Source organism: Variovorax sp. 01N429 (assembly GCF_056399425.1).
In genome coordinates, this window is the sequence record NZ_JBFTRG010000001.1 from 546,391 (window position 1) to 571,821 (window position 25,431).

A 25,431-nucleotide genomic window follows, 5' to 3' on the forward strand; every position below is an offset into this window, starting at 1 on the left:
ACGGAACTCCTGCGCTGCGGGATCGTCGGTCAGAGCCGCAGCACGCCGTAGCCGATGTCTTCGCTGAACGGCGCGTTGAGCGAAGCGACGATGGCCATGCCCAGCGCATTGCGCGTATCGACGGGGTCGAGGATGCCGTCGTCCCACAGCTCCGACGTCGAGTGGTAGGCATCGCTTTCCTCTTCGAAGCTCTTGAGCACCGGATCGCGGATGGCCGCGATTTCCCCGGCCGACAGTTCATGGCCCTTGCGCTGGAGCTGCCGGACCTTGACCTCGGCCAGCGTGTTGGCGGCCTGCTCGGCGCCCATCACGGCGATCTGCGACTGTGGCCACATCCAGAGGAATCGGCCGTCGAAGGCGCGGCCGCACATGCCGTAGTTGCCGGCACCGAACGAGCCGCCGACGATCACCGTGAACTTGGGCACGGTGCAGCCGACCTGCGTCATGATCATCTTGGCCCCGTCCTTCGTGATGCCGCGCTCCTCGTATTCGCGCCCCACCATGTAGCCGGTGATGTTCTGCAGGAAGACCAGTGGCGTGCGGTCGCGGTCGCACAGGCGCATGAAGTGCGCGGCCTTGAGGGAGCTGTCGTTGAACAGCACGCCGTTGTTGGCCAGGATGCCGACCTTGCATCCCCAGATGCGCGCAAAGCCGCAGACCATCGTGGTGCCGTAGCCCGGCTGGTACTCGTGGAACTCGCTGCCGTCGACGATGCGCGCGATCACCTCGCGCATGTCGAAGCCGGTCTTCCAATCGGTCGGGATGATGCCGTACAGCTCGGCGGGGTCGTAGTGCGGCGGCTGGGCATCGACGCGGTCGATCTGCTGCTTGCGGATGGGCGTGGTCTGGGCGAGGATGTCCCGCGCAATGGCCATGGCGTGCGGCTCGTCGTCGGCGGCGTAGTCGCAAGTGCCCGAAACCGTCGTGTGCATCTGCGCACCGCCCAGGGCCTCGGCCGAGACGACCTCCCCGGTCGCGGCCTTCACCAGCGGCGGACCGCCGAGGAAGACGCCGCCGTTGCCGCGCACGATCACGCTGTAGTCGCACAGGGCAGGGATGTAGGCACCGCCGGCAGTGCAGTGACCGAGCACCACGGCGATCTGCGGCACGCCCATCTTCGACAGCGTGCACTGGTTGCGGAAGATGCGCCCGGCCGCATGCCGGTCGGGAAAAAGGTCGGACTGCAGCGGCAGGAATCCACCGGCGCTGTCGCACAGGTGCACGACAGGAAGGCGGTTCTCGATCGCGATATCGAGCGTGCGCACGATCTTCTTGACCGAAAGCGGATACCAGGCGCCGCCCTTGATGCTCGGATCGTCCGCATGAATGACGACCTCGCGCCCCGCGATGATCCCGATGCCCGACACCTGCCCCGCCCCATGAACCTCGCCCTCGTAGGCGCGGTTGGCGGCCAGTGCGCCGATCTCGAGAAAGGGCGTGCCCGGATCCAGCAGAAGGTCGAGCCGCTCGCGCACCGTGAGCTTGTTCTGGCGGTGCAGTCGCTCGATGTCGCGCTCCGGCCGCTCGAAGCGCGCCTTGTGCAAGCGGGTGCGCAGGCCTTCGACGTGCGCCAGCATGGCCTTGCGGTTCTGCTTGAAGCTTTCGCTTGCAGTGTCGATACGGCTTTCGATGCGGCTCATGCGGTGGCCTCCGCTGCGGCAATGCGCACCAGCGTCGCGCCGCGCTGGAAGGTCTGGCCGACGCCGAAGGGCAGCTCGGCCACGACACCGTCCGCGGCGGCGCCGATGGTCATCTGCAGCTTCATGCTTTCGATGACCAGCAGGGGATCGCCCTGCCGTACGGCCTCTCCCGCGCCGGTGTGCACGGAAACGACGACGCCGGGCATCGGCGCGATCGAAGCGCCCGCGGCTTCCGTTGCGCTGCCGCCGCGCGAGCGCGTGGCGTCCACGCGATCGAGTCGCCAGGCCCGTCCCTTGAGCTGCACATAGATCGCATCCCCATGCGCCACCGCGCACAGACGCTCACCGCGGCCGTCGATGCTGGCGACGAAGTCGCCCCGGCCGAGGCTCCTGACCGGGAGGCGGACATCGTCCACCTGCACACCATCGACATGCCGGTGCACCTGATGCCGCTCGCCCGGCGCATTGCTGAAAAGTAGGGTCGTCATGAAGGTCGCTTCGAGTGATTCAGTTGCGCCACGCGCCCATGGAGGCATACGGCTCGGGCGCCGGATACGCAGCGCGGTCGGGTGCGGCGCTGGCGGCCACGGCGAGCACCGCGCGGCGCTCGCCATCGGTGAGCGGCGCCGGTCGCAGCGCGTCCCGATGCCGTTCGAGAAAGCCCGTGTCGGTCTCGCCCCGCCCGAAGTCCGGATGACCGAGCACCCGCGCGAGGTAGTCGTTGTTGAGGGTGACGCCAAGCATCGTGGTCTCGGCCAGTGCGGTGCGCATGCGCGAGATCGCGAGCCGGCGGTCCGCGCCATGGACGACCAGCTTTGCCAGCATGGAGTCGAAGTCGGCCGTCACCGCTGCGCCCTCGGTCACGCCGCCGTCGAAGCGCACGCCGGGCCCCTGCGGCGTGCGCAGCAGCAGCACGCGCCCGGTGTCCGGCACGAAGCCCGCGTCCGCATCTTCCGCCAGGATGCGACATTCGATCGCATGGCCGGACGCGCGCAGATCGTCCTGGGAGATGCCCAGCGGCTCGCCTTGCGCAACCCTCAACTGCAGCTCGACCAGGTCGAGCCCGGTGACCATCTCGGTGACCGGGTGCTCCACCTGCAGCCGGGTGTTCATCTCCAGGAAGAAGAACTCGCCCTCGGGCGACACGATGCATTCGACGGTGCCGGCATTCACATAGCCCGCCGCCGACGCCAGTCGCACTGCCGCGCTGCAGATGCGCTCGCGCAATGCAGGTGCGAGCCCGGGTGCTGGCGATTCTTCGATGAGCTTCTGGAAACGGCGCTGGATCGAGCACTCGCGCTCGCCCAGGTGGATGACCTTGCCATACACGTCGCCGAACACCTGCACTTCGATGTGCCGCGGCCGCTCGACAAAGCGCTCGGCGAACAGGCGACCGTCGCCGAAGTAGCGCTGGCTCTCGCCGCGCGCGATGTCGATCGCGGCCGCGAGGTCCTCTTCCCGACGGACGATCTGCATGCCCTTGCCGCCGCCGCCGGCAGCGCCCTTGATGAGCAGCGGAAAACCGATGCCCCGCGCCCGCTGGGCGAAGCTCGCCGGATCGTCCGCCTCGTCGGCCGAAGGCGTCACCGGCACGTCGTGGCTGATCGCGAAGCGGCGTGCGCTGATCTTGTCGCCCATCAGCTCGATCGCGGCAGCCGTGGGGCCGACGAAGACCAGTCCGGCGTCCGCCACGGTCTGCGCGAACGCCGCGTTCTCCGACAGGAAGCCGTAGCCCGGGTGGATGGCGTCGCAGCCGGTGTCTCGCGCGGCGCGGATCATCGCCTCTGCGTCGAGCCACGCGGCCACTGGCGGTTCGCCGAAGAGTTCGACCGTCTCCGTCGCCGCGGCAAGCGCCGGACCCGCCCGGTCTTTCTCGTGCCACGGCACCACCGTCTCGATGCCCATGCGCGTGGCCGTGCGCACGATGCGCAGCGCGATCTCCGCGCGGTTGGCGATGAAGAGCTTGCGGATCGCGGTCATGTCGACTTCCTGCGCCGCTTGGCGGCGGCGGATGGGGCGGATGGGGCGGTTGCGGCAGGCGTCGGTGTCAGACCCAGCGCGACGATGCGCTCGAGCCTTGCGAGGCGGCGTTCGATGTCGTCGGCCGGACCCGCGTCATCGGGGCCAGCAGCACGCGCCTCGATTTCAGCGCCGCCTGCGCGCGCTTTCGGCGACAGGATGCCGTTGAGGAGCATCGCGGTATAGCTGTCCGCCATGGCCTCGACGTCGATCGAGCCCCGGCCGTAGAGCAGCGACCACATCCGGTGCTCGATGCCGCCATAGACCATGCTGCGCACCGTCTCGGCATCAGTGTCAGCGGGCAGCTCGCCCTGCTGCATGGCCTCGCGCACGGTCAGCAGCAGGAAGGAGGTGTAGTGCACGTGCAGGTCGTGCAATACCGACTTGAAGTACTCGGGGCTGGTGCGCACCTCGTGCAGCACGATGCGCGACAGGCTGGGCTCTTCGACGTACACGCGCAGATGCCGCCACACGAGGTAGCGCAAGCGGCTGCGCAGGCCGTGGATGCGCGCGAAACTGTCGGCGATGTCCTGGATCAGTGGCTCGTACATGCCACGCAGCACCTCGTTGAGGAGGTCGCGCTTGGTCGGGAAGTACGAGTACACCAACCCTTCGACCACGCCGACGCGGGTCGCGATCTCGCCGACCGACGAGCGTTCGAAGCCCTTTTCGAGAAAGACCTCGCGCGCGGCGGCAAGGATCTCCGCCGCGCGCCGCATGCGTCGGGGCGTCTGCTTGCCGGCGGCGATCGGAGTCACCTTGTCGGTATCGCCGCTGTTGGATTGGGTTTTGGCGTTCTGTTTCATGTGAGTGTTCGCAGTACCGCTGTCGGCACGTCGATCTCCAGGTCGAGCAGCATCTGTGCAAAGGCCTTGCCTTGCGGGTCGTAGCGAAGCGACGCGACGCCGCCGCCTCCGAGTGCGTTTTCGAGCGTGAAGTTGATGGCATGGAAGCCCGGCAGCGTGTAGCGCGTGACCTTCCCCTTGCAGACATGCGCAAAGTACGCCGCCACCTTGTCCGCATCGAGTTCCTGCAGCAGCACGCGCCAGGCCTCGGGCGACCTCGCGATGAGGCCGATGTTGGCCATGTCGCCCTTGTCGCCGCTGCGCCCATGGGCGATGCGCAGGAGCGGCACACGCTCGGTGGGTCCATCCTCCTGCCGTGCAGGCGCGATGTCAGTCTGCCGCGGCACCTCGCCGGCCGCCGCCGGCACGAATTCATCGAAGGGCAACGGCTCTCCGTCGAGGCTGACGCGCGCATGAACCGTCTTGCGGTCCACCAGCAGCGAAAAGAGCCGCACCACTGGCGACGGCGAAGGCCGGCCGGCGGCGAAACCGGTAATGCCTTGCGCCATCGCGGTGGCCGACGGGGCGATCTCGCGCGCAAGCAGTTCGAGCGCAGCGCGCTCGCCGTGCCGCGCGGCGATCTTCAGGACGACTTCGCGGCTCGCCCGCATGCGCGAATGGGCGCCGTAGGTGCCTTCGGCACCGAGCACTTCGAGGCTCGTCTCGCTGAAATCCGCAAGGCCTCGCTCGGCCAGGAAACGACGACACCGGGCGAAGATGGCCTCGCCAACCCGTTGCGCCTTGTCCGCCGCGCGCGAGCCGCCAATCATGAGCGTTCCGAGCAGGCGCCATCCGTCGGCGTAGGTCGCACTCACCTTCAGGGTCCGCGGTGCCGGGGTGCCTTTCGCGCCGCTTACGCGCACGCGATGCTCGCCCTCCTGAGCCAAGTTCACGTCGGCGAAGTCGCAGCAGACATCCGGCAGCAGGTAGGCCCGCGGATTGCCGATTTCATAGACGATCTGCTCGGCGGCAGTGCCAGGCGACACCAGCCCGCCGGTGCCCGGCGGCTTGGTGAGCACGAAGCTCTTCCCATCAGGTTCGCACTCGACGATGGGGAAACCCATGTCGTCCCATCCGGGCACCTGTTCCCAATCGGTGAAGATGCCGCCGGTGGCCTGCGCACCGCATTCGATCAGGTGGCCCGCGAGGCTGCCCGTCGCAAGCTTGTCCCAGTCGTCCCAGCGCCATCCGAAGGCATGCACCAGCGGCGCGAGCGTCACGGCGCTGTCGACCACGCGGCCGGCGATGACGATGTCCGCCCCGGCGTCGAGCGCCGCCGCGATCGGCTGCGCGCCAAGATAAGCGTTGACGCTGAGAAAGTTGTCCGGCATCGGCGCGCCGCTGAACATCTCCCGCGTCCCTGCGGCGCGCAGGGCATCGACCTGCGAGGCGATGTCGTCGCCCTCGACGACCGCGATCCGCATGTCGATGCCCTGGGCATCGAGCGCCTTCTTCAATGCGTCGCGGCACGCCACTGGATGGACGCCGCCCGCATTCGACACCACCCGGATGCCGCGCGACTTCAGCTCGGGCGCCAGTGCGGCGACGATACGGACGAAGTCCGGCGCATAACCCGCATCGGCCGACTTGGCCCGGGCCCGCGCCAGCAGCGACATCGTGATCTCCGCCAGGAAATCGAACACGAGGAAATCGACGTTGCCGTGACGCACGAGCTGCGCCGCGCCGGCTTCGGAATCGCCCCAGAAGCCGCTGGCGCAACCGATCCGCAGCGGGCGGCCCAGCGGAGAAGTGGCAGGTGTGCTCATGTCGATCTCACCGTCCGGGCCAGACAGGTGCCCGGCGTTCGGCGAATGCCCGCATGCCTTCGCGCGTGTCTTCGCTTTGCGAGAGCACCGGCAGGATGGCCTGCGCGAGATTGAGGGCGTCGTGATACGAAAGGTCGGTGATCGCACCGATCGCGCGGCGCCCGATGCGCAGCGCCACGGGCGAGTTGGCGGTCAGGCGCGCGACCATCTCGTCGACCGCCGCATCCAGGCCGTCGCGCGGCACCACGCGGTTGACGATGTCGAAGCGCTCGGCATCCGCGGCGCTGAAGCGCTGCGCGAAGAAGCACATCTCCAGCAGCCTGCGCCGCGGAATCACGCGCATCAGCAGCGGCAGGATCATCATCGGAAACACGCCGACCTTCGCTTCGGTGGTGCCGAACATGGCGTCATCGCAGGCCACCGCGAAATCGCATGCGCAGACCAGGCCGAGGCCGCCTCCGAAGGCGCTGCCGTTGACCCGCGCGATCACCGGCAGGTTGCATTTGTCGAGGGCGCGGAACAGGTCGGCCACCGGGTTGTCGAAGCGGCCCGGCTCCAGCGCGAAGGGCGAACCGTCGGCTGTCGGCTTGAGCTGCCCGCCCGCGCAGAAGGTCTTGTCGCCCGCACCGGTGAGGACGATGGCGCGCACGCCCTCCATCGACTCCGCTGTACGTAGGGCCTGGACGAGTTCCAGCATCACGGCGTCGGACATCGTGTTGTGCGATGGCGCCCGGTCGATGGTGATGCGGCAGGCCGCACCGTCGCGCTCGACCTTGACCTGCGGGCGCCCGGCGGCCTCGTTCTCGGCGCTCATTTCCCATCTCCTGCCGGCTGCCGGTCCGCCAAGGTCTCGGGCGGCTGATACTGCGGGAATCCGTCGAACGGGAAGCTGCGCTCGGCCGGCTCCAGCTTCCACGTGGGCCGAGCGGTGGGCACTCCGCCATCGACCCGGATGACGGTGCCGTTGATGAAGCCGGCGGCCTCCGACAGCAGGTACACCACGGCCGACGAGAGTTCGGCCTCGGTACCGAAGCGCTGCAGCGGCACCTTGTCGCGCAGGCCGCGGAGCACGTTGCGGTAGTCCTCGTCGTAGGTGTCGATGCCGGCGGATGCGATCCAGCCCGGCGCGACACCATTGACGCGAACGCCCGCGTGGCCCCACTCGCAGGCGGCCGTTTCGGTGAAGGTCAGCACGCCGCCACGTGCCGCGCCGGAATGCCCCATGCCCGGCAGGCCGCCCCAGATGTCGGCCAGCATGTTGACGATGCTCCCGCCGTGGGCTTCCATCGATTGCACATAGCACTCGCGCGAGAAGAGGAAGGTGCCGTGCAGGTTGTTGCGCACCACGGCATCCCAGCCCTTGAGGGAGATGTCGCGCAGCCGCGCCGGATACTGCCCGCCGGCGCAGTTGAAGAGCCCATCGATGCGCCCGTGCTGCGCCACGATGTCCGCCACCGTGGCCTTGACGCCATCCTCGTCGCGGATGTCGCAGGCGTGGCGCGTGACGCCGCCGGCCCGCTCCGGGTAGATCGCGGCAATCTCCTCGGCCACCGTATCGAGCTTGGCCATCTGCCGCCCGACCAGCGCAACCCGCGCGCCGAGGCTGACCAGTTCGTGCACCGTGCAACGACCCAGCCCGCTGCCGCCGCCGGTCACCACGACCGTGCGGCCCTCGAAAAGGCCAGGGCGAAAGGCCGAGCGGTAGCGYTCGGTGCTCTTGAGGGATGAAGCTTGCGTCATGATCGTGGCGAATCAGTGCGATGCGTGAACAGTTCAGTACGCGACGAAGTCGGTCAGCGACTTCACGGTGCCGCTTTGCGGATCGGTCTGGAAGAGCTTGATCGGCATCACGGCCTGTCCCTTCGGGTTGTCGAAGGAGACGGGCCCGCTGAGGCCGCCGACCTTGAAATCCTTGAGCTTGTCGAGCTGGGCGATGACGCAGGTGCGCGTCACGTTGGCACCGCAGCGGCGCACGCCTTCGGCGAAGACCATCGTTCCGACGTAGCCGCTGACCGTGTAGCGGTTGAAGTTGGCGTAGTCGTCGGCGCTCAGGTACTTCTTGGCCGACGTCATGAGCGCCACGCCCGCCGGGTCGTAGTTCGACGCGTAATAGTCGGGAATGAGGTATTGGTAGCCCGCCGGCGCCGCCAGCTTCACCGCGGCCGGCAGCTGCCCTGCCCACAAGGTCCCGATCGCCACGTCCATGTCGAGGCGGCGCATCTCCGACATGATCGATGCCGACTCGGTGGTGAGCGTGCCGAGATAAACGGCGTTGGCGCCTTTCTCCTTCAGCGTGAGCACTTCGGCCGAGAAATCCTTGGCGCCACGCTTGAAGGAGATCTCGGCGACGCTGTTGAGCCCGTATTCCTTCACCGCCTTCTGGTAGCCCGCGAGCAGTGCCTTTCCGAAGTCGTCGTCCTGGTAGAGGATGCCGAACTTGCCACCCTTCTTGGCCATCTTCTCGACCATGTAGCGGATCGGCACGTAGCCCGCATAGTCGTAGTCCGGCCCGATCATGAAGACGTTGGGCCGGCGCGGCGTGACCACTGCCGGGTTGGGCGCCATGTGCACGATGGTCGGGATCTTCGCCTCTTCGATGGCCGGCAGCATCGCCACCATGTGCGAACTGCCGGTGGTACCGGTCAGGCCGAAGACCTTGTCGGAGTCGATCAACTTCTTGACGGCCGACACCGAGCGCGCGGGGACGTAGCCGTCGTCCTCGTAGATGGCGCGCAGCTTGCGGCCGTTGATGCCACCCGCCGCGTTGATCTCCGCAATGGCCAGCTTGGAGCCTGCCGCGCCGGCCTTGCCGATCAGCGACGCAGGGCCCGACATCGGTTGCACCTCGCCGATCAGAATCTCGGTGGCCGTGACGCCCACGTCCTGCGCCATCGCAGCCGATGCCGCAACCCAAGCTGCCAGCGCAATGAAGGCGCCTCGCAGCGCAGGGCGTTTCAGCGCGCTTGTCCTGACCGCTTCTTCTCTCTCGTCCATGCTTGTCTCCTTGTAGTGTTCGAAACCTCGTTCATTGCGACAGCGGCCACTGCACCCAGAAGCGCTTCGACTTGCGCCAGATGCCGGCCAGCCCTTCAGGCTCCAGTCGCAGGAACAGCAGGATGACCACGCCGTACATCAGGCCCTTGACCTCGTAGATGCGATCGGCCATCAGCGTGCGCACGCCGTCGCCCGCGGCATCGAATCCCAGGTTCAGCAGTTCGGGCAGCAGCAGGATCAGCGCCACGCCGAGGATCGCGCCATGGATGCGGCCCATGCCGCCCACGATGATCATCGCCAGCGCCTCGATGCTGATCAGCACGCTGAAGGTGTCGACATTGACGAAGCGGGTCTGCAACGCGACCATCGCGCCGGCCACCCCCGTGTAGAAGGCGCTGACCATGAAAGCCAGCAGCTTGTAGCGCATGAGGTCGATGCCCATGGCACGGGCCGCGATGTCGTGGTCGCGCAGGGCAAGCCAGGCCCGGCCGATGCGTGTCCGCATGAGGTTCAGCGTGATGAGCACGAACAGCACCAGAATGGCCAGCGCTGCGTAGTAGAAGCGTTGGTCGCCCTTGAAGGACACACCGAGCACGCTCAGTGGTTCGACCGGCATCCCCGCGGAGCCGCGCGTGATGTCTTCGGCAAAGAGCACCACATGCCGCACGATGAAGGTGAAGGCCAGCGTCGTGATCGCCAGGTACAGGCCCTTGAGGCGCAGCGAAGGCACGCCGACGATGAGGCTCGCCAGCGCGGCCACGCCACCCGAAAGCGGGATCGCCAGCAGCGTCGGCACGCGATAGTCGGTCGTCAGGATGGCCTGCGCATAGGCGCCGATCAGCAGAAAGCCCGCGTGGCCCAGTGATATCTGCCCGGCCACGCCCGAGAGCAGATTAAGCCCGAGCACACCGATCGACACCACGAAGATGCTGGTCAGCATGTTGAGGCCGTGCGAGCCGAACCACGCTGGCGCCAACGCCAGCAGTGCCAGCCCAGCGAACGTCCACCACCAGGTTGCGGGCTGTGTCGAGAGCGACACCAGACCGGCGTAGGAGACTTGATAGGTTCTGCTGCGCATCAGACTCTTTCGATCTCACGTTGGCCGAAGAGGCCGTAGGGCTTGACCATCAGCACGACGATGATCAGCACGAAGCCGGCGATTTCCTTGAGCCCGCGGCCGAGGTAGCCGCCGGCAAGGTTCTCGAACATGCCGATCACCAGTCCGCCGAGCGCGCCGCCGACGACCGAGTCAAGCCCGCCGAGGATGGTGGCCGGAAAGCCGCGCAGCCCCATCTGCGAGATCTCGGGCTCCAGGCTGAACATGAGGCAGAAGGCCAGCCCTGCGAAGGCCGCGAACACCGCCGACAGCGCCCATGCGATGCCGCTGATGCGCTTGACGTTGATGCCCATCAGCAATGCGGTCGTCTCGTTGTTCGAAGTCGCGCGCATCGCGATACCGATGCGCGAGCGCGAGAAGAAGAGCCACATCAGCACGCACAGCACGGCCAGCGACACCAGCGCGAAAATCTGCCCCGGATAGAGCGCCAGCCCCGCGAAGCGGATCACCGCACTGCCGAAGGGGCGCGGGAACGCGGTCGGCTCCACGCCCCAGACAAGGATCACCACCGAGCGAATCACCACCGCCAGGCCGATGGTGACCATCACGCGCGAGAACATCGGCTCGCCGAGCATCGGCCGGATGAACACCCGTTCGATCGCGAGCCCCAGCAGCACCGACACCGCCAGCACGGCAACCAGCAGCGGACCAAAGCCGATGCCCGGGATGGTCGCGATGCTGAAGCTGATATAGGCGATGAGCATCATCACCTCGCCTTGGGCGAAGTTGACCATGCCGGTGGCGCGGTAGACGATGGCGAAGCCCATCGCGACCAGCCCGTACAGGGCGCCGATCACGAGACCCGAGGTGACCAGGTTCAGGAAGTAGTTCATCAGGCGGCCTCCTCCACCGGTCCGTAGATGTACGCGACCTCGGCCGCGAACTTCTGCTCGATGACTCTCCGGCGCACCTTCATGGTCGCCGTGAGTTCGCCGTCGTCGTGGTCGAGCTGCTTGCGGATGAGGACGAACTTGCGAATGCTCTCGACGCGCGAGAAACGCTCGTTTACCCGTTTGACCTCGATGCCGATCAGTTCACGCACGGCGTCGAGCTGCGCGAGGGTCTCGTAGGTGGTGTAGGCAATGCCGTGCTCCTGCGCCCACTTGCCCACGGTGTCGAGGTCGATCTGGATCAGCGCCGAGACGAAATGCCGGCCATCGCCCAGCAGCACGGCTTCGCTGATGTAGAGGCTTTCCTTCAACGCGTTCTCGATCAGCGAAGGCGTGATGTTCTTGCCGCCGCTGGTGATCAGGATGGCTTTCTTGCGATCTACGATCTGCACTTGGCCGGTGGCCTCGTCCAGCTCGACGATGTCGCCGGTGCGCAGCCAGCCGTCATCGAAGGCGGCGCGCGTCGCTTCATCGTCATGCAGATAGCCCTTGAACACCACCGGGCCGCGCACCTGAAGCTCGCCATCAGGCGCGACGCGCTGCTCCACGATGCCCGGCAGCAGCGGGCCACACCATCCCAGCCGCGACATGGCGGCGGACTGCGCGTGGGTCGCGCCGCTCGTCTCGGTCATGCCGTAGATCTGGTAGATCGGCACGCCGAGCGCGCGGAAGAACAGGATCACCGACGGCGAGATCGACGCGCCGCCCGTCATCGCGACCCACGTGCGGTCGAGCCCAATGCTCGCGAGCAGGTTGCTGAACACCGCGACGCGAAGCAGCCAGGCGACGAAGGCATCGCGCCGGCTCGCCGGGCGGCCGCCGTTGGCGATGGTGCGCTCGGCGATCGGCGTTGCGATGGCCATCGCACGCTCGAAGGCGCGGCGCGCGATGGGCCGCGAATCGCGCGACTTGATGAGGATCTCGTACTGCAGCTTTTCCCAGATGCGCGGCACGCCGAAGAAGAAGCTCGGCCCGATCTCGTGCAGGTTGTGCGCAACCGCATCGATCGATTCGGCGAAGTTGACCACCGAGCCGTACACGAGCTGCATCACAGGCGACATCAGCCGCTCCGCCACATGGCACAGGGGCAAGTAGCACACCACCGTGAGCGGCTTGCCGGCAAAGCCCTGGACCTGCCCCAGCACGGCGGCATCGAACAGGATGCCCGCATGCGAGATGCGCGCGCCCTTGGGCATGCCGGTCGTACCCGAGGTGTAGACGATGAGCGCATCCTGGTCGGCGCTCAGGCCGTCGACGATCGATTCCCACGCGTCGCTGCGGCCGGTCTGCTGCGCCAGCGAGCGGCCCTGTTCGAGGGCCTTCGCGAACGGCATGAGCATCGGCTGGTCGTAGTGGCGCATGCCCTTCCAGTCGACCGTGAGCACCCGCTGGAGCGCAGGCAGGCCACCCGGCTGGCGCATGGCTTCGAGCACCTTGTCGGTTTGCTCCTGGTCGCCGCACACCGCGACCTTGGCGCCGCAATGCCTGACGATGTATTGCAGCTCCGGCCAGGGGTTGGTCGGATAGATCCCGACGGTCACGCCGCCGAGCGACTGCGCCGCGAGATCCGCAATGAACCACTCGGGCGTGCCGTCCGACGCGATCACCAGCTTGTCGCCCCGCCCGAAGCCCGCGTCCTGCAGGAACAGCGCGAAGGCGCGCACCTGCTCGAAGTAGTCGGCCCAGGTGGTGCCTTTCCAGATACCGCGGACCTTCTCGCGCAGGGCGACGCGATCCGGCGTGTGGCGCGCGCGGTGGCGCAGAAGGCCCGGCATGGTCGCGCGGCCCTCGGCCACGCCCGGCGGCAGCGTGGAGTCCGCGAGCAGACGATGGTCGCGCGTCATGCCAGTGCCTCCATGCCCACGCCGAGATACGCCGCCACGACCGCGGGATCGGCCGCGACCTCGGCCGGCGTCCCATCGGCGATCTTGCGGCCGAAGTTCAACACGCAGACGTGATCGGAGATGTCCATCACGATACCCATCTCGTGCTCGATCATCATCACCGTGATGTTGCGTTCCTCGCGGATGTCGAGGATGAAGCGGGCGATGTCCTCGGTCTCTTCCTGGTTCATGCCCGAAACCATCTCGTCCAGCAGCAGCAGGCGCGGCTGCATGGCGAGCGCGCGGCCCAGTTCGACCCGCTTCTGCAGGCCATAGGACAGCGTTCCGACAGGCAGGTCGCGCACGGTCTCGATCTCGAGGAACTCCACGATCTCCTCGGCTGTCTCGCGCGCGGCGATCTCCGCACGCCGCGCCGCGCCGCAGAACATGGCGGCGCCGAAGACCCCGGTCGACAGTCGCGCATGCAGCCCCGTGAGGATGTTGTCGATGACGCTCTCGTGCTTGAACACCGCCAGGTTCTGGAAGGTGCGCGCAATACCGCGCTTCGGCAGGCTGTGCGCGGCAGAACCCGCGATGTCCTGGCCGTCGAACACGATGCGCCCCGAACTCGGCGGCAGCAGGCAGGAGATCAGGTTGAACAACGTCGTCTTGCCGGCGCCGTTGGGCCCGATCACGCTGAAGATGTGCCCCTGCTGCACCCGCAGGTCGATACCCGCCAGAGCCTCCAGGCCGCCGAAGCGCTTGCCGATGCCCTCGAGTTCCAGCAATACCGGTGCGCTCATGAGAGCCACCTCTTGCGCCGCTTGTAGTGCTTGATCTCGCGCATGCTGCGGCGCTCGCCACCGGCCTGCACGCCAAGATAGAACTCCTTCACGTCGTCGTTGGCCAGCAGCCGCGCCGGCGTGTCGTCGAGCACGACACGGCCGCGCTCCATGATGTAGCCGTAGTCGGCCATCGACAGGGCAAGCCTCGCGTTCTGCTCGACCAACAGCACCGTGAGGCCGCGCTCGTCGCGCAGGCGCCGGATGATGTCGAAGATCTCTTCGATGATCTGCGGTGCCAGCCCGAGCGACGGCTCATCGAGCAGCAGAAGGCGCGGCTCGCCCATGAGCGCGCGTCCGATCGCGACCATCTGCTGCTGGCCGCCCGACAGGTAGCCGGCCACGCGATGCTTGTGCGCCTCGATCGCCGGAAACAGTGCATAGATGCTCGCCAGTGCCTCGGCAGCAGCGCCGGCAGGACGAAGATAGCCACCCATGCGCAGGTTCTCCTCGACCGTGAGCGTGTCGAAGAGGCGCCGCCCCTCGGGCACCTGCACCAGGCCCCGGCGCACGATCTCGTGGGGTGGGCAATGGTCGATGGCCGCGTCGTCATAGCGGATCGAACCGCCCGTGATCTCGCCGTCTTCCGGATAGAGCACACCGCAGATCGACTTGAGCACCGTCGACTTGCCCGCGCCGTTGCTGCCGAGCAGCGCGACGATGCGGCCCTTGCCCACTTCGAGCGAAACGTCCCTCACCGCCTCGACCGCGTGGTCGTAGAACACCTGCAGATTGGCGATGCTCAGCATGGGCGCTGGCCCTCGGAGGGCGATGCGGGTTCGAGGATCAAGGCTTTGTCTCCGCGCCGGTGCCGGCTTGATGGGATTGATCGAGGCGGATATTGCGTTGGCGAATTGGGGGTGTCAACAGTTTTTCTGACCCCTACTCAATTTCTTTGAATGGACGTTCTTCAATGAAATCCGATGCTGCCATTCGGAGATCGACCCATCTGATCTCCACTCTCGTTTATAGCGTCTAAGGGTAAAACCCGACGCATCGACACTTCCCAATCCAGGCGATCGCGTGTCTGATCTGTATCGCGTCGCAGCCAGATTATTGAGTGATGGTCAACAACGCAGGTGAACTGCACGAGCGACGTTCCGGAGACCTATGAACAACGACCAAGCCGTGCGCGTCGACGTCGACCGCGAAGTCGCCACGATCACGCTGCAGCGTCCGCTTGCGCTCAATGCGCTCGACTACGCCGCCATCGAATCGCTGCGCCATGCCATCGACCGCGCGATTGCGGCGCCGGACGCCCGCGCCATCGTGATCCGCGGCGAAGGCCGCTCGTTCTGCGGCGGCGGCGACGTGGCGGCGATGCACGCCCATCGCGGTGACCTGCCGGCCTTCATCAACCGGATGATCGACAGCTTTCACGCCAGCGTGATGACGCTCAACCGCACCGAGCTCCCCGTCATTGCGAGCGTGCAGGGCGCGATTGCGGGCGGTGGCATTTCGCTGGCCCTGGCCTGCGACCTGGTGCTTGCGACGCGCAACACGCGCTTCGTGACGGCGTATGCGCAGCTCGGGGGATCGGCCGATGGCGGCCTGAGCTTCAGGCTCACGCAGCGCGTCGGTGCGTCGCGTGCCTTCGAGCTGCTCACGCTGCGCAGCACCCTCACGGTCGAGGAGGCACATGCGCTCGGGTTCATCAATCACGTCGTCGATGCGGAGAGTGCCGACGAAGAAGCGCACAAGTGGGCGCGCAAGCTTGCCGCGATGCCCCGGCAATCGATCGCCGAGCTCAAGCAGCTGACTGCGGTGCAGACCCGGGATGCCCTGCAGGCTCATCTGGACCGCGAGAAGGCAGCCTTCATCCGCTGCGCGGCGACCGAGGACTTCGCAAATCGGGTCGCCGCATTCGCATCCCGCGGCGATGCGCGGCCATCCAAGGGGGTGCGCCATGAGTGATTGGCGCACGCAAGCTGAGCAGGCCGGCAGCATCACGGTCGATGCGATGTTTCGCCGCGCGTTCTCGCTCCATGCGGACCGCACCGCGGTGAGTTGGGCCGACGGCCGGCGCAGTTACGCCGAACTGGGTGATCGCGCCTGGCGGCTGGCCAACGCGCTGCATTCGCTCGGCTATCGCCGCGGCGACAGCGTCGCGGTGCTCTCCGAGACCCGGCCCGAGTACATCGAGTGCTATGCAGCCATGGCCGCGCTGGGTATCACCGTCGCGACGCTGAACGTGCGTCTGCATCCGGCCGAGCTCGCGGCTTGCCTGCGCAAATGCGGCCCTGTCGGAATGCTGGTGTCGGACACGCTCGCGCCGCTCGCCGTCAAGCTTCGCGCCGACGCACCGGAGATCAGGCACTGGATCTCATTCGGCCCGGCGGAAGGATTCGACGACTACGAGGCCCTGCTGCGCGCGAGCCATCCAGCCGAACCACCGCGCATCGCGCAAGGCGGCGACATCCACAACATTCTCTTCACCAGTGGCACCACCGGCCAACCCAAGGGCGCGCTGATCAGCCAGCAGGCGGCGGCGACGCGCGGGCTGCGGCTCGCGCAGTGGTTCGGCCTCACCGAGCACGACGGCTTCATCGGATGGCTTCCGCTCTTTCATTGCGGCGGCGACGAATCGCTCTACGCGACGGTCTGGACCGGCGGCACCTACGCGACTTTCAGACGGGCGGACGTCGTGCAGATGTTCGAGCTGATCGCGCGCGACCGCCTGACCTGGACGCTGCTGCTGCCGGGCGTGATCACCGATTTTCTCGACCACCCTGCACGCGCCGCGCACGACTTGTCGACGCTGCGCTTCGCCATCGGCTACGCGAACATGATGCCGCAGGTGGTTGCGCGATTGACCGAGAGCTGCGGCATCGATTTCTACGATGCCTTCGGGCAGAGCGAGACCAGCTACCTGCTCGCGCACCGGCGCTCGGGGCCGGGCGAGACGCCGACCTTGCGCAAGCTGCCTTCACCGCTGATGGACGTGCGCATCGTCGACGACGACATGAACGACATGCCCATCGGGCAACCTGGCGAATGCGTGGTCCGCGGCCCGACGGTGATGTCCGGCTACCTCGACGACGATGCCGCCAATGCCGAAGTCTTCAGGGGCGGGTGGCTCCACACTGGCGATCTGCTGCGTCGCGAGGACGACGGCACGCTCAGCTTCGTCGACCGCAAGAAGTACCTCATCAAGACGGGCGGGGAGAACGTCTACCCCGCCGAGGTCGAGGCGGTGATCGGCCGGCATCCGGCCATCCAGGAAGCCTGCGTGTTCGGGGTGCCCGACGCGCATTGGGGCGAGACCATCAAGGCCGTGCTGGTGCTACAGGCGGGCAAGACCGCCACGCGCGAAGAGATCGTTGCCTGGTGCCGCGAGCGGCTTGCGGGCTACAAGCGGCCACGGTATCTGCAGTTCGTGCGTTCGGAGGAACTGCCGCGCAGCACCACCGGCAAGCTGCAGCGACACGAGCTCGCGCGCTTTCCTCTCGACGACAGCCAGCGCGTGGATTGATCCCGGCGCACATCTCTCTTCCCATCTTTCACCCCGGTATCGCATCTTCATGAACACCATCGCTTCGACCATGAGCGCGGCACAGCGCTTCTCCGGCCTTTCAGACGACGAACAGGCCATCCTCGACCAGGCCGACCGCTTCGCGCGCAACGAGCTGTATCCGCTCTCCCAACGCATGGATGACGAGGAATGGTGGCCACCTGAAGCGTTCGCACAAATCGGCGCGACCGGCTACTTCGGCATCCCGGTGCCGGAAGCCTACGGCGGCACAGGGCTCGACCTGTTCGCGAGCGGGCTCGTCGTCCAGGCGTTCTCGCGTTGGAACCACGCGTTGGCATTGAGCTGGGTCGCTCACGAGAACCTCTGCCTCTACAACATCTACCGCAACGCCGACGAGACTCAGCGCAAGATGTGGCTGCCGGGCCTTTGCAGCGGCAGGACGATCGGCGCGCTGGGGCTGACCGAGCCCGGCGCGGGTTCCGACGCACTGGGCTCGATGCGCACGACGGCCACGCGCGACGGTGACGACTACCTGCTCAACGGCAGCAAGATCTACATCACCAACGGCGCGGTGGCGGACGTGATGCTGGTGTATGCCAAGACCAACCGGGACAAGGGCGCCAAGGGCATCTCGGCCTTCGTCGTCGAGAAGGAGATGCCCGGCTTCAAGGTCGCCCAGAAGCTCACCAAGATGGGATTCCGCGGCAGCCAGACGGCGGAACTCGTGTTCGAGAACTGCAGGGTGCCGGCACGCAACCGCATCGGCGAAGAAGACCGCGGGGTGCAGGTCGTGATGAGCGGCCTGGATCTCGAGCGCGCCATGATCTCGCCGATCTGCCTGGGGATCTGCGAGCGGGCCTTGCAACTGGCGCTCGACTATGCGCGCACCCGCCAGCAGTTCGGCCAGCCGATCGCCAACTTCCAGATGATCCGCGCCAAGCTGGCGGACATGTACGTGTGGATCGAGTCGATGCGCGTCTTTACCTACCAGGCCCTGCGCGCAGCGAACGACCTGGAGATCGGGGGGGGCGGACGCGGCGACATCCACATGATCACGGCCGCATCGGTCATGTATGCGGCGGAGACCATGAACAAGGTGTTGAACGAGGCGGTGCAGATCCACGGCGGCACCGGGTACATCTGGGAGTCCGAAATCAACCGGCTCTACCGCGCCATCAAGCTGCTGGAGATCGGCGCCGGCACGACCGAAGTTCGCAAGGTCATCATCAGCGACGAGTTGCTGCGTCGTTGATCGGACGCAACGCGGCTGCAGCTGGAGTACCGTCAGGGGTTGGAACACACCGGCACTTCAAGGAACCTCCAGCATGACCGCGACCCTTCAACTGATCGGCGCGCCAACCGACATTGGCGCAAGCACCCGGGGCGCGGGCATGGGACCCGATGCGCTGCGGGTCGCGGGAATCGCGGTGATGCTCGAGCGCCTGGGCTTCAAGGTCGTGGACGGCGGAAACTTGGCCGGCCCTTCGACGCCGTGGGTTGCGCCGGCTGAAGGTTTGCATCACCTTGATGAGGTGATCGCATGGAACCGGGCGGTCTACGGGGCGGTGGATCAGGCGTTTCATGCGAATCGCCTGCCGATCCTTCTGGGGGGCGACCACAGCATCGCCATCGGCTCCATCAGCGCCGTGGCCTGGCACGCGCGCCAGCGCGGCAAGAAGCTGCGCGTGCTGTGGCTCGACGCCCATTCGGACGTCAACACCGAAACCACCAGCCCGAGCGGCAACCTGCACGGGATGCCGGTTTCATGCCTGCTCGGCCACGGGCCGGCGGCGCTGACAGGCTGGAGCGGTGATCGGGCGGCGCTCGAACACGACGCGATCCGCTTCATCGGCATTCGCAGCGTCGATGCCGACGAGAAAGCCGCCATCCGCACCCTTGGCCTGAGCGTGTTCGACATGCGCCACATCGACGAGCACGGCATGCGCACCACGATGACCGAGGCGCTGCAGGACGTCGGCGAAGACACGCATCTGCACGTGAGCTTCGACCTCGACTGCCTTGATCCCGACTACGCGCCGGGAGTGGGCACCGGCGTGCGCGGCGGCCCGACGTGGCGCGAGATGCAACTGTGCATGGAGATGATTGCCGACACCGGCCGGCTGGGCTCGCTCGATGTGGTCGAGCTCAACCCCGCGCTGGATGTGCGCAATCGCACGGCGGAAGTGGCGGTGGAACTGATCGAAAGCCTGTTCGGCAAGTCGACGCTGGTCCGCTGAGGTCAGGTCGTCACGTCAGCCCTGCGTGGGGGCTGCGGGAACGGGCTGGAGCGGGGTCTCGATCAACGGCTTGGCGGGGACGACGGGATGCGCCTCCGCGGGCGGCTCTTCGGTCGTCTCGGGCAGGAAGCGGTCGATCAGCGAGAAGAAGCGGTCGTAGAACCGATCGTCCGTCAGCGTCTGGCTCGCCACCTTGACCATGGCGTCGTCGCTGGACGAGAAAGGCAGCGACAGCGAGCCGATCGCGCCGACGCCGACACTGGCCGAATTGTTGACCTTCTTCACGCCGTAGCGATCCTGCAAGGCGCTCGCAAAGGCGATGGTGCTGCGTGAGCGACCACTGGCTTCGCGCGCGCAGACCACCCGGAATTCCACTTCGACATGCACCTCGGCATCCGGCTGGAAGCTCTTGCGGCCGGTCACCAGCTCCTGGTTTGCGGCGGTGATCATGTAGCCCTGGCTCAGCAGCGCGCGCCGGGCGGCTTCGCAAGTCTGCCCCTCGCTGGCGGCGTAGGTGCGGGTGTGGGTGGTGGTGGAATCGAATTCTTCCGGCTCATAGGAGACCCGGCGCGGTGAAGACCCGCATCCGGCAGCCAGGAGAAGTGACATCGACAGCACGGCAATCGCCGCACGGGAAAACGGGAAACGCATGACAGCAGGGCGACAGCAGTTGAAGCAGACGGTTGGCAGCAGGGAAAAGCGGAACTCCGCAATGCTAGCGGGTACCCGCTGATCCGCGGCCCTGCTTGGACATGCCGGTGGGTTCGGCGTTCCCGCGCGGCGGCGGGAATCAGCTGTCCAGGCGAACGACGTGCTGCGCTCTCCCGCGGGTGGCCGCGATGCGGCGCGCGTTGGGCTCGTCGGTCTGCGCCACCCAGGCCAGCGCCTCGGCGTTGCTGCGCCCGAATTGCTCGTGGCGACGCACGAGACGTTCATGCCGCAAGGCATCGTCGACGTCCACGTACCAGACGTCGTCGAGCAGAGGCGCCGCCGCGGCCCACGGCCCCTCGTCCAACAGCAGGTAGTTGCCTTCGGTGATGACCAACCGCGTCTCGGCCAGCACCGCGATGGCGCCGGCAATCGGCTCTTCGATTTCGCGGCGAAATTCGGGCGCGTAGACGATCTCATCCTCGCGCTGCTCCCTCAGCCGCTGCAGCAGCGCGACGTAGCCGGCGCTGTCGAAGGTGTCCGGCGCGCCCTTGCGGTCCGCGCGGCCAAGGCGGCGCAACTCGACGTTCGCCAAGTGGAATCCGTCCATCGGCACCACCTGCGCCCGACCCGGCAATGCCTGCAGCAGCGCCTCGGCCAAGGTCGACTTGCCCGAACCCGGTGCGCCGACCAACCCGAGAAGCCGGCGCCGCCCGCCGGCCATGAGCGCGTCGATGCGCGCCAGCGCGTGGGCAGGCACCCGCATCATGGATAGAGACCGCGCTCCTGGCGAGCCATCAGGATGCGTCCGCAGGCGACCGCGTAGGTGGCGGTTCGCAGGCTGATCTTGTGCTGATCGGCCTTGTCCCAGATCTGGTTGAGCGCGTTCATCATGATGCGGTCGAGCCGCACGTTGATCTCGTCCTCGTCCCAGAAGAAGGACGAGAAGTCCTGCACCCATTCGAAGTAGCTCACGGTCACGCCGCCGGCGTTGCAGATGACGTCGGGCACGACCAGCACGCCACGCTCGGCGAGGATGTCGTCGGCTTCCGGCACCGTCGGGCCGTTCGCGCCTTCGAGCACCAGCTTCGCCTTCGTCTTCTTGGCGCGCTCGGCGTTGATCTGGCCTTCGAGCGCGGCCGGAATCAGGATGTCGCAGGCCACGTCCCAGAAAGCGTCGTTCTCGATCACATCGCCGCCCTTGAAGCCGACCACGCCGTCGGTGCGCGACATCGGAACGAGCTTGGCGAGGTCCAGGCCCTTGTCATTGAAGATGGTGCCCGTGTGGTCCTGCACCGCGACGACCTTGGCGCCCGCTTCAGCGAACAATTCCGCCGCCACCGAACCCACATTGCCGAAACCCTGCACGGCGATCCGGGCGCCCCGCAGATCAAGCCCCAGGCGGCGCGCGGCTTCGCGCCCCGTCACGAACACGCCCCGACCGGTCGCCTTGACGCGGCCGAGCGATCCGCCCAGGTGCAGCGGCTTGCCGGTCACGACGCCGGTGGCCGTGCCGCCGACGTTCATCGAATAGGTGTCCATCATCCACGCCATGATCTGCGCGTTGGTATTCACGTCCGGCGCCGGAATGTCGCTGTGCGGGCCGATGATGATGCCGATTTCGCTGGTGTAGCGGCGCGTGACCTTTTCGAGCTCCTTCATCGACAGCTTCTTGGGATCGACGCGAATGCCACCCTTGGCGCCGCCATACGGCAAATTGACGGCGGCCGTCTTGACGGTCATCCAGGCCGACAGGGCCATCACTTCCTCGAGTGTGACGTCCGGATGAAAGCGCACCCCGCCCTTTCCGGGACCGCGCGACAGGTTGTGCTGAACGCGATAGCCCTCGAAATGGGCGATGGAGCCGTCGTCCATTTCGATCGGCACGTCGACGATCAGCGCGCGCTTCGGGCGCTTCAGCGTCTCGACCCAGCGGGCCAGCTCGCCCAGGTAGGGGATGACCCGATCGACTTGCGAAAGGTAGGTACCCCAGGGGCTGTTGGCGGTCGGCTGGACGTAGGACAGGACAGAACTCATGGCGTCTCCTCGTTGTTGAACGGATAGGCGCGACGATAGTCCTCCGGCACCGGCAGCGCCATGCCTATGCGCGTTACTTTGCCGGTTATGCGCTTGCGGCAAGGAGCGCCGCATTGCCGCCGGCCGCCGTCGTGTTGATGGTGAGCGTCTGCTCCGCGCAGAAGCGCGGCAGGTAGTGCGGGCCGCCCGCCTTCGGGCCGGTTCCGCTCAGGCCCTCCCCACCGAAAGGCTGCACGCCGACCACCGCGCCGATGATGTTGCGGTTGACATAGATGTTTCCGACGCGCGCCCGCGCCGCAAGGGACTGGGCGCGGCTGTCGATGCGCGTCTGGATGCCGAGCGTGAGTCCGAAGCCAAGCGCGTTGACCCGATCGATCACCGCCTGCGGATCGCCGGACCAGCGCACGACGTGCAGGACCGGTCCGAAGATCTCGGTTTGCACGCTCTCGATGGAGGGCACCTCGTAGGCGTGGGGCGGCACGAGGTTGGCAACGCGCGATTCCGGCGGGCGATCGAGGCCGACGAGCACCTTGGCTTCGGCGTTCAGCCGTTGCAGGTGGCGCTGGATGCCTTCGAATGCTTCGCGGTCGATCACCGGGCCAACGTCCGTCTTCAGCAAAGCCGGGTCGCCCGCGACGAGTTCTTTCGCCGCGCCTTGGATCATTTCGATCACTTCGTCGGCAATGCTTTCGTGGATCAGCAGCAGGCGCAGGGCCGAACAACGCTGTCCCGCCGAGCGGAACGCGCTCTGCATCACGGCATCGACGACCTGCTCGGGCAGCGCGCTGGAATCCACCAGCATCGCGTTGATGCCGCCCGTTTCGGCGATCAGCGGCACGATGGGACCGTCCTTGCCGGCAAGCGTGCGATGGATGATCTTCGCCACCTGGGTCGATCCCGTGAACACGACGCCGGCCACGCCAGGCGCCGCAACGAGCGCAGCACCGACCGTTTCACCGGAACCGTGCAGCAACTGCAGCGCATCCCTCGGCACGCCCGCCGCATGCAGCAGCTTGACCGCCTCGGACGCGACGGCGGGCGTCTGCTCCGCAGGCTTTGCCAGCACCGTGTTGCCGGTCGCGAGCGCCGCGGCAACCTGGCCCAGAAAGATCGCGAGCGGGAAATTCCAAGGGCTGATGCACACCCAGGGCCCTCGCCCTGTGAGGCGCAATTCGTTGCTCTCGCCCGTGGGCCCGGGCAGCACGATCGGCGCCATGATGCGTTCCGCCTCGTCCGCGTAGTAGCGCAGGAAGTCCACGGCCTCACGCACTTCAGCGACAGCATCGCCCCACGTCTTGAAGGCTTCCTTGACCAGCAGCGCACAGAAGCGCGGCAAGGCCGCTTCAAGAGCATCAGAGGCGTGCCGGAGCGCAGCCGCTCGCTGCGCCACTGGGGCGTAGGTCCATGTTCGGTAGCTTGCCGCCGAGGCCGCGACAGCGTCAGCCACTCTGCGCGGGTCGGCCTCCGGCACTGTTGGCACGATGGCCGCGCTCAATGCGTCGAGCAGCGGCGTGCGCATCGACTCGACTGTGAGATCGACGCCCCGGCTGTTGGGGCGAGCAGGCGGTGGACCGTACAGTGCTTGCGGCAACGGCAGTGAACTGTCGCGGTCCAGCCAGAGAGGCGACACGAGCAGTTCATCCATCCCGACCGACTCATCCCCCAGCTGATTCACGAACGATGAGTTGGCCCCGTTCTCCAGCAGCCGGCGCACGAGATAGGCGAGCAGGTCCTTGTGCTGCCCGACCGGCGCATAGATGCGCGCGGGCACGCCGCTGCGCTTCATCACTTCGCGATAAACGCCCTCGCCCATGCCGTGCAGCCGTTGCAATTCGAAGGGTGCATCGCCTGCCATCTGGAGGATGGCCGCGATCGTTCCGGCGTTGTGGGTGGCGAATTGCGGGTAGACGGCGTCCGGCGCGGCGAGCAACGCCCGTGCGCAGGCGAGGTAGCTCGCGTCGGTGTGATGCTTGTGCGTGAAGACGGGATAGTGCGACAGCCCCAGCTCCTGGGTTCGCTTGATTTCGGCGTCCCAGTAGGCGCCTTTGACCAGCCTGCACATCAGGCGCAGCTTGTATTTGCGCGCCATCGCGGCGACGTGCTCGACCAGTTCGAGCGCGCGCGTCTGATAGGCCTGCATCGCAAGCCCGAAGCCGCGCCACCCCGGCCGCTCGGCCGCGACGCGCGCCGCCAGCGCCTCGAACACGTCCAGCGACAGCTCCAGGCGGTCCACCTCTTCGGCGTCGATCGTGAGATTCAGCTGGGCGTCGGCCGCCAGCTCGCACAGCCGCCATACGCGCGGCACCAGCTCGCTCATCACTCGATCGCGCTGCGCGTCTTCATAGCGGGGATGCAGGGCGCTGAGCTTGATCGAAATTCCGTCGTTGTCTTCCGGCTTGCCGGCCCTGTCGGCACCGGCGGCAATCGACTGGATCGCGTTGGCGTAGCTGTCCAGGTAGTGCAGCGCATCGGCGTCTGTGCGCGCGCCTTCGCCGAGCATGTCGTAGCTGAATCGAAGCGCGGCATGCTTTCGGTGTGCCGAGCGGGCTTCGCCCATGGCGTCGTCGATGGTCTGGCCGAGCACGAACTGGCGGCCGAGCAGTTGCACGGCCCTCAAGGCAGCGGCCACCACGGTGCGGGCGCCCAGCCGGGCCATCAGCCCGGGCCCGGGTTCGGCCTGCCCCGGCTCTGCCGAAAGGTGCGGAAGAAACTTCTTCGACAAGGCAATGGCCGACGACGACAGGCGCGACAGCGTGGAGTCGGCGGCACCATCGAAATTCGCCCGGCCGAGCTGATCGGCCGTGAGCGCAATGGCTGTTTCAGCGTCGGGCACGCGAAGCAGCGCTTCCGCCAGGCGCATCAGCGCCAGACCCTCGGCGCTGGAGATCGGGTATTCGCGCAGCAGGCTTTCCATCGCCCAGAACGGCGGTGGACGATCGCGAACCGCCCGCACCCAAGGCACTGCGGCGGCTGTGACTGACGTCCAGTCGAGAGCGCCCTTCAGCGAGGCGAGGCGATGGGAGACGACTTCGGCTTCAGGTCGATAAGGGGTGGGCAGGCGCATGGTGTCACTCCAGGAGATGAAGCGAATGCTCCGCCTT

The 25,431-nt window shown here is 66.9% G+C and carries 21 protein-coding genes; 4 read left to right on the plus strand and 17 right to left on the minus strand.

Features of this window, described 5'->3' with window-relative positions; all coding sequences use genetic code 11:
• Positions 1-29: 29 nt before the first annotated feature.
• From AC1DSF_RS02640 to AC1DSF_RS02700, 13 genes are read right to left on the minus strand one after another with little or no spacing between them, the layout of a single operon-like run.
• Complete coding sequence (locus AC1DSF_RS02640) at positions 30-1,640, minus strand: acyl-CoA carboxylase subunit beta (RefSeq protein ID WP_478125153.1); 1,611 nt, start codon at positions 1,638-1,640, stop codon at positions 30-32.
• Complete coding sequence (locus AC1DSF_RS02645) at positions 1,637-2,128, minus strand: acyl-CoA carboxylase biotin carboxyl carrier protein subunit (protein ID WP_478125154.1); 492 nt, start codon at positions 2,126-2,128, stop codon at positions 1,637-1,639. The genes AC1DSF_RS02640 and AC1DSF_RS02645 overlap by 4 nt, the downstream gene beginning before the upstream one ends.
• A 19-nt stretch (positions 2,129-2,147) precedes the next feature.
• Entirely contained in the window at positions 2,148-3,620 is a 1,473-nt protein-coding gene (locus AC1DSF_RS02650; RefSeq protein ID WP_478182284.1) for an acetyl-CoA carboxylase biotin carboxylase subunit, read from the minus strand.
• Positions 3,617-4,465 carry a TetR/AcrR family transcriptional regulator gene (locus AC1DSF_RS02655; RefSeq protein WP_478182285.1) on the minus strand — a complete coding sequence of 283 codons (849 nt, stop codon included), beginning with the start codon at positions 4,463-4,465 and terminating at the stop codon, positions 3,617-3,619. The genes AC1DSF_RS02650 and AC1DSF_RS02655 overlap by 4 nt, the downstream gene beginning before the upstream one ends.
• Complete coding sequence (locus tag AC1DSF_RS02660) at positions 4,462-6,270, minus strand: acyclic terpene utilization AtuA family protein (RefSeq protein ID WP_478182286.1); 1,809 nt, start codon at positions 6,268-6,270, stop codon at positions 4,462-4,464. The genes AC1DSF_RS02655 and AC1DSF_RS02660 overlap by 4 nt, the downstream gene beginning before the upstream one ends.
• A gap of 7 nt (positions 6,271-6,277) precedes the next feature.
• Positions 6,278-7,084, minus strand: a complete 807-nt coding sequence (locus AC1DSF_RS02665) for an enoyl-CoA hydratase-related protein (RefSeq protein ID WP_478125158.1) — start codon at positions 7,082-7,084, stop codon at positions 6,278-6,280.
• Positions 7,081-8,010 (minus strand): SDR family oxidoreductase, encoded by a 930-nt coding sequence (locus tag AC1DSF_RS02670; RefSeq protein ID WP_478144233.1) that lies wholly within the window; start codon positions 8,008-8,010, stop codon positions 7,081-7,083. The genes AC1DSF_RS02665 and AC1DSF_RS02670 overlap by 4 nt, the downstream gene beginning before the upstream one ends.
• A 33-nt stretch (positions 8,011-8,043) precedes the next feature.
• Positions 8,044-9,264 (minus strand): ABC transporter substrate-binding protein, encoded by a 1,221-nt coding sequence (locus AC1DSF_RS02675; protein WP_478182287.1) that lies wholly within the window; start codon positions 9,262-9,264, stop codon positions 8,044-8,046.
• 31 nt (positions 9,265-9,295) lie between these two features.
• A complete protein-coding gene (locus AC1DSF_RS02680; protein ID WP_478125161.1) occupies positions 9,296-10,342 on the minus strand; it encodes a branched-chain amino acid ABC transporter permease in 1,047 nt (348 codons plus the stop codon).
• Complete coding sequence (locus AC1DSF_RS02685) at positions 10,342-11,214, minus strand: branched-chain amino acid ABC transporter permease (protein WP_478182288.1); 873 nt, start codon at positions 11,212-11,214, stop codon at positions 10,342-10,344. The genes AC1DSF_RS02680 and AC1DSF_RS02685 overlap by 1 nt, the downstream gene beginning before the upstream one ends.
• Positions 11,214-13,115, minus strand: coding sequence for an AMP-dependent synthetase/ligase (locus AC1DSF_RS02690; RefSeq protein WP_478125163.1), 1,902 nt, complete (start codon positions 13,113-13,115; stop codon positions 11,214-11,216). Before AC1DSF_RS02690 ends, AC1DSF_RS02685 begins: the two co-directional genes overlap by 1 nt.
• Positions 13,112-13,897, minus strand: coding sequence for an ABC transporter ATP-binding protein (locus tag AC1DSF_RS02695; protein ID WP_478182289.1), 786 nt, complete (start codon positions 13,895-13,897; stop codon positions 13,112-13,114). Before AC1DSF_RS02695 ends, AC1DSF_RS02690 begins: the two co-directional genes overlap by 4 nt.
• Positions 13,894-14,685, minus strand: coding sequence for an ABC transporter ATP-binding protein (locus tag AC1DSF_RS02700; RefSeq protein ID WP_478182290.1), 792 nt, complete (start codon positions 14,683-14,685; stop codon positions 13,894-13,896). Before AC1DSF_RS02700 ends, AC1DSF_RS02695 begins: the two co-directional genes overlap by 4 nt.
• A 361-nt stretch (positions 14,686-15,046) precedes the next feature.
• On the opposite strand from AC1DSF_RS02700, the gene AC1DSF_RS02705 reads away from it, so the two are divergent.
• The 4 genes from AC1DSF_RS02705 (at position 15,047) to rocF (ending at position 19,645) form a co-directional block, all read left to right on the plus strand.
• Positions 15,047-15,850, plus strand: coding sequence for an enoyl-CoA hydratase/isomerase family protein (locus AC1DSF_RS02705; RefSeq protein ID WP_478182291.1), 804 nt, complete (start codon positions 15,047-15,049; stop codon positions 15,848-15,850).
• The gene (locus AC1DSF_RS02710) at positions 15,843-17,408 is read left to right on the plus strand and encodes a class I adenylate-forming enzyme family protein (protein WP_478144240.1); all 1,566 of its coding nucleotides are present in this window, start codon (positions 15,843-15,845) and stop codon (positions 17,406-17,408) included. The genes AC1DSF_RS02705 and AC1DSF_RS02710 overlap by 8 nt, the downstream gene beginning before the upstream one ends.
• Positions 17,409-17,457: 49 nt before the next feature.
• A complete protein-coding gene (locus AC1DSF_RS02715) occupies positions 17,458-18,660 on the plus strand; it encodes an acyl-CoA dehydrogenase family protein (protein WP_478144241.1) in 1,203 nt (400 codons plus the stop codon).
• Positions 18,661-18,733: 73 nt separating this feature from the next.
• Positions 18,734-19,645, plus strand: a complete 912-nt coding sequence (rocF, locus tag AC1DSF_RS02720) for an arginase (protein WP_478125169.1) — start codon at positions 18,734-18,736, stop codon at positions 19,643-19,645.
• A gap of 15 nt (positions 19,646-19,660) precedes the next feature.
• Here rocF and AC1DSF_RS02725 read toward each other — a convergent pair whose 3' ends face one another.
• The 4 genes from AC1DSF_RS02725 to AC1DSF_RS02740 all read right to left on the minus strand — a co-directional run bounded on the left by AC1DSF_RS02725 (position 19,661) and on the right by AC1DSF_RS02740 (position 25,394).
• Positions 19,661-20,254, minus strand: coding sequence for a DUF2242 domain-containing protein (locus AC1DSF_RS02725; protein ID WP_478125170.1), 594 nt, complete (start codon positions 20,252-20,254; stop codon positions 19,661-19,663).
• A gap of 181 nt (positions 20,255-20,435) precedes the next feature.
• Positions 20,436-21,062, minus strand: a complete 627-nt coding sequence (locus AC1DSF_RS02730) for a nucleoside/nucleotide kinase family protein (RefSeq protein WP_478125171.1) — start codon at positions 21,060-21,062, stop codon at positions 20,436-20,438.
• A complete protein-coding gene (locus AC1DSF_RS02735) occupies positions 21,059-22,330 on the minus strand; it encodes a Glu/Leu/Phe/Val family dehydrogenase (RefSeq protein WP_478125172.1) in 1,272 nt (423 codons plus the stop codon). The genes AC1DSF_RS02730 and AC1DSF_RS02735 overlap by 4 nt, the downstream gene beginning before the upstream one ends.
• Before the next feature lie 85 nt (positions 22,331-22,415).
• The gene (locus tag AC1DSF_RS02740) at positions 22,416-25,394 is read right to left on the minus strand and encodes an L-glutamate gamma-semialdehyde dehydrogenase (protein WP_478182292.1); all 2,979 of its coding nucleotides are present in this window, start codon (positions 25,392-25,394) and stop codon (positions 22,416-22,418) included.
• Positions 25,395-25,431: the final 37 nt, after the last annotated feature.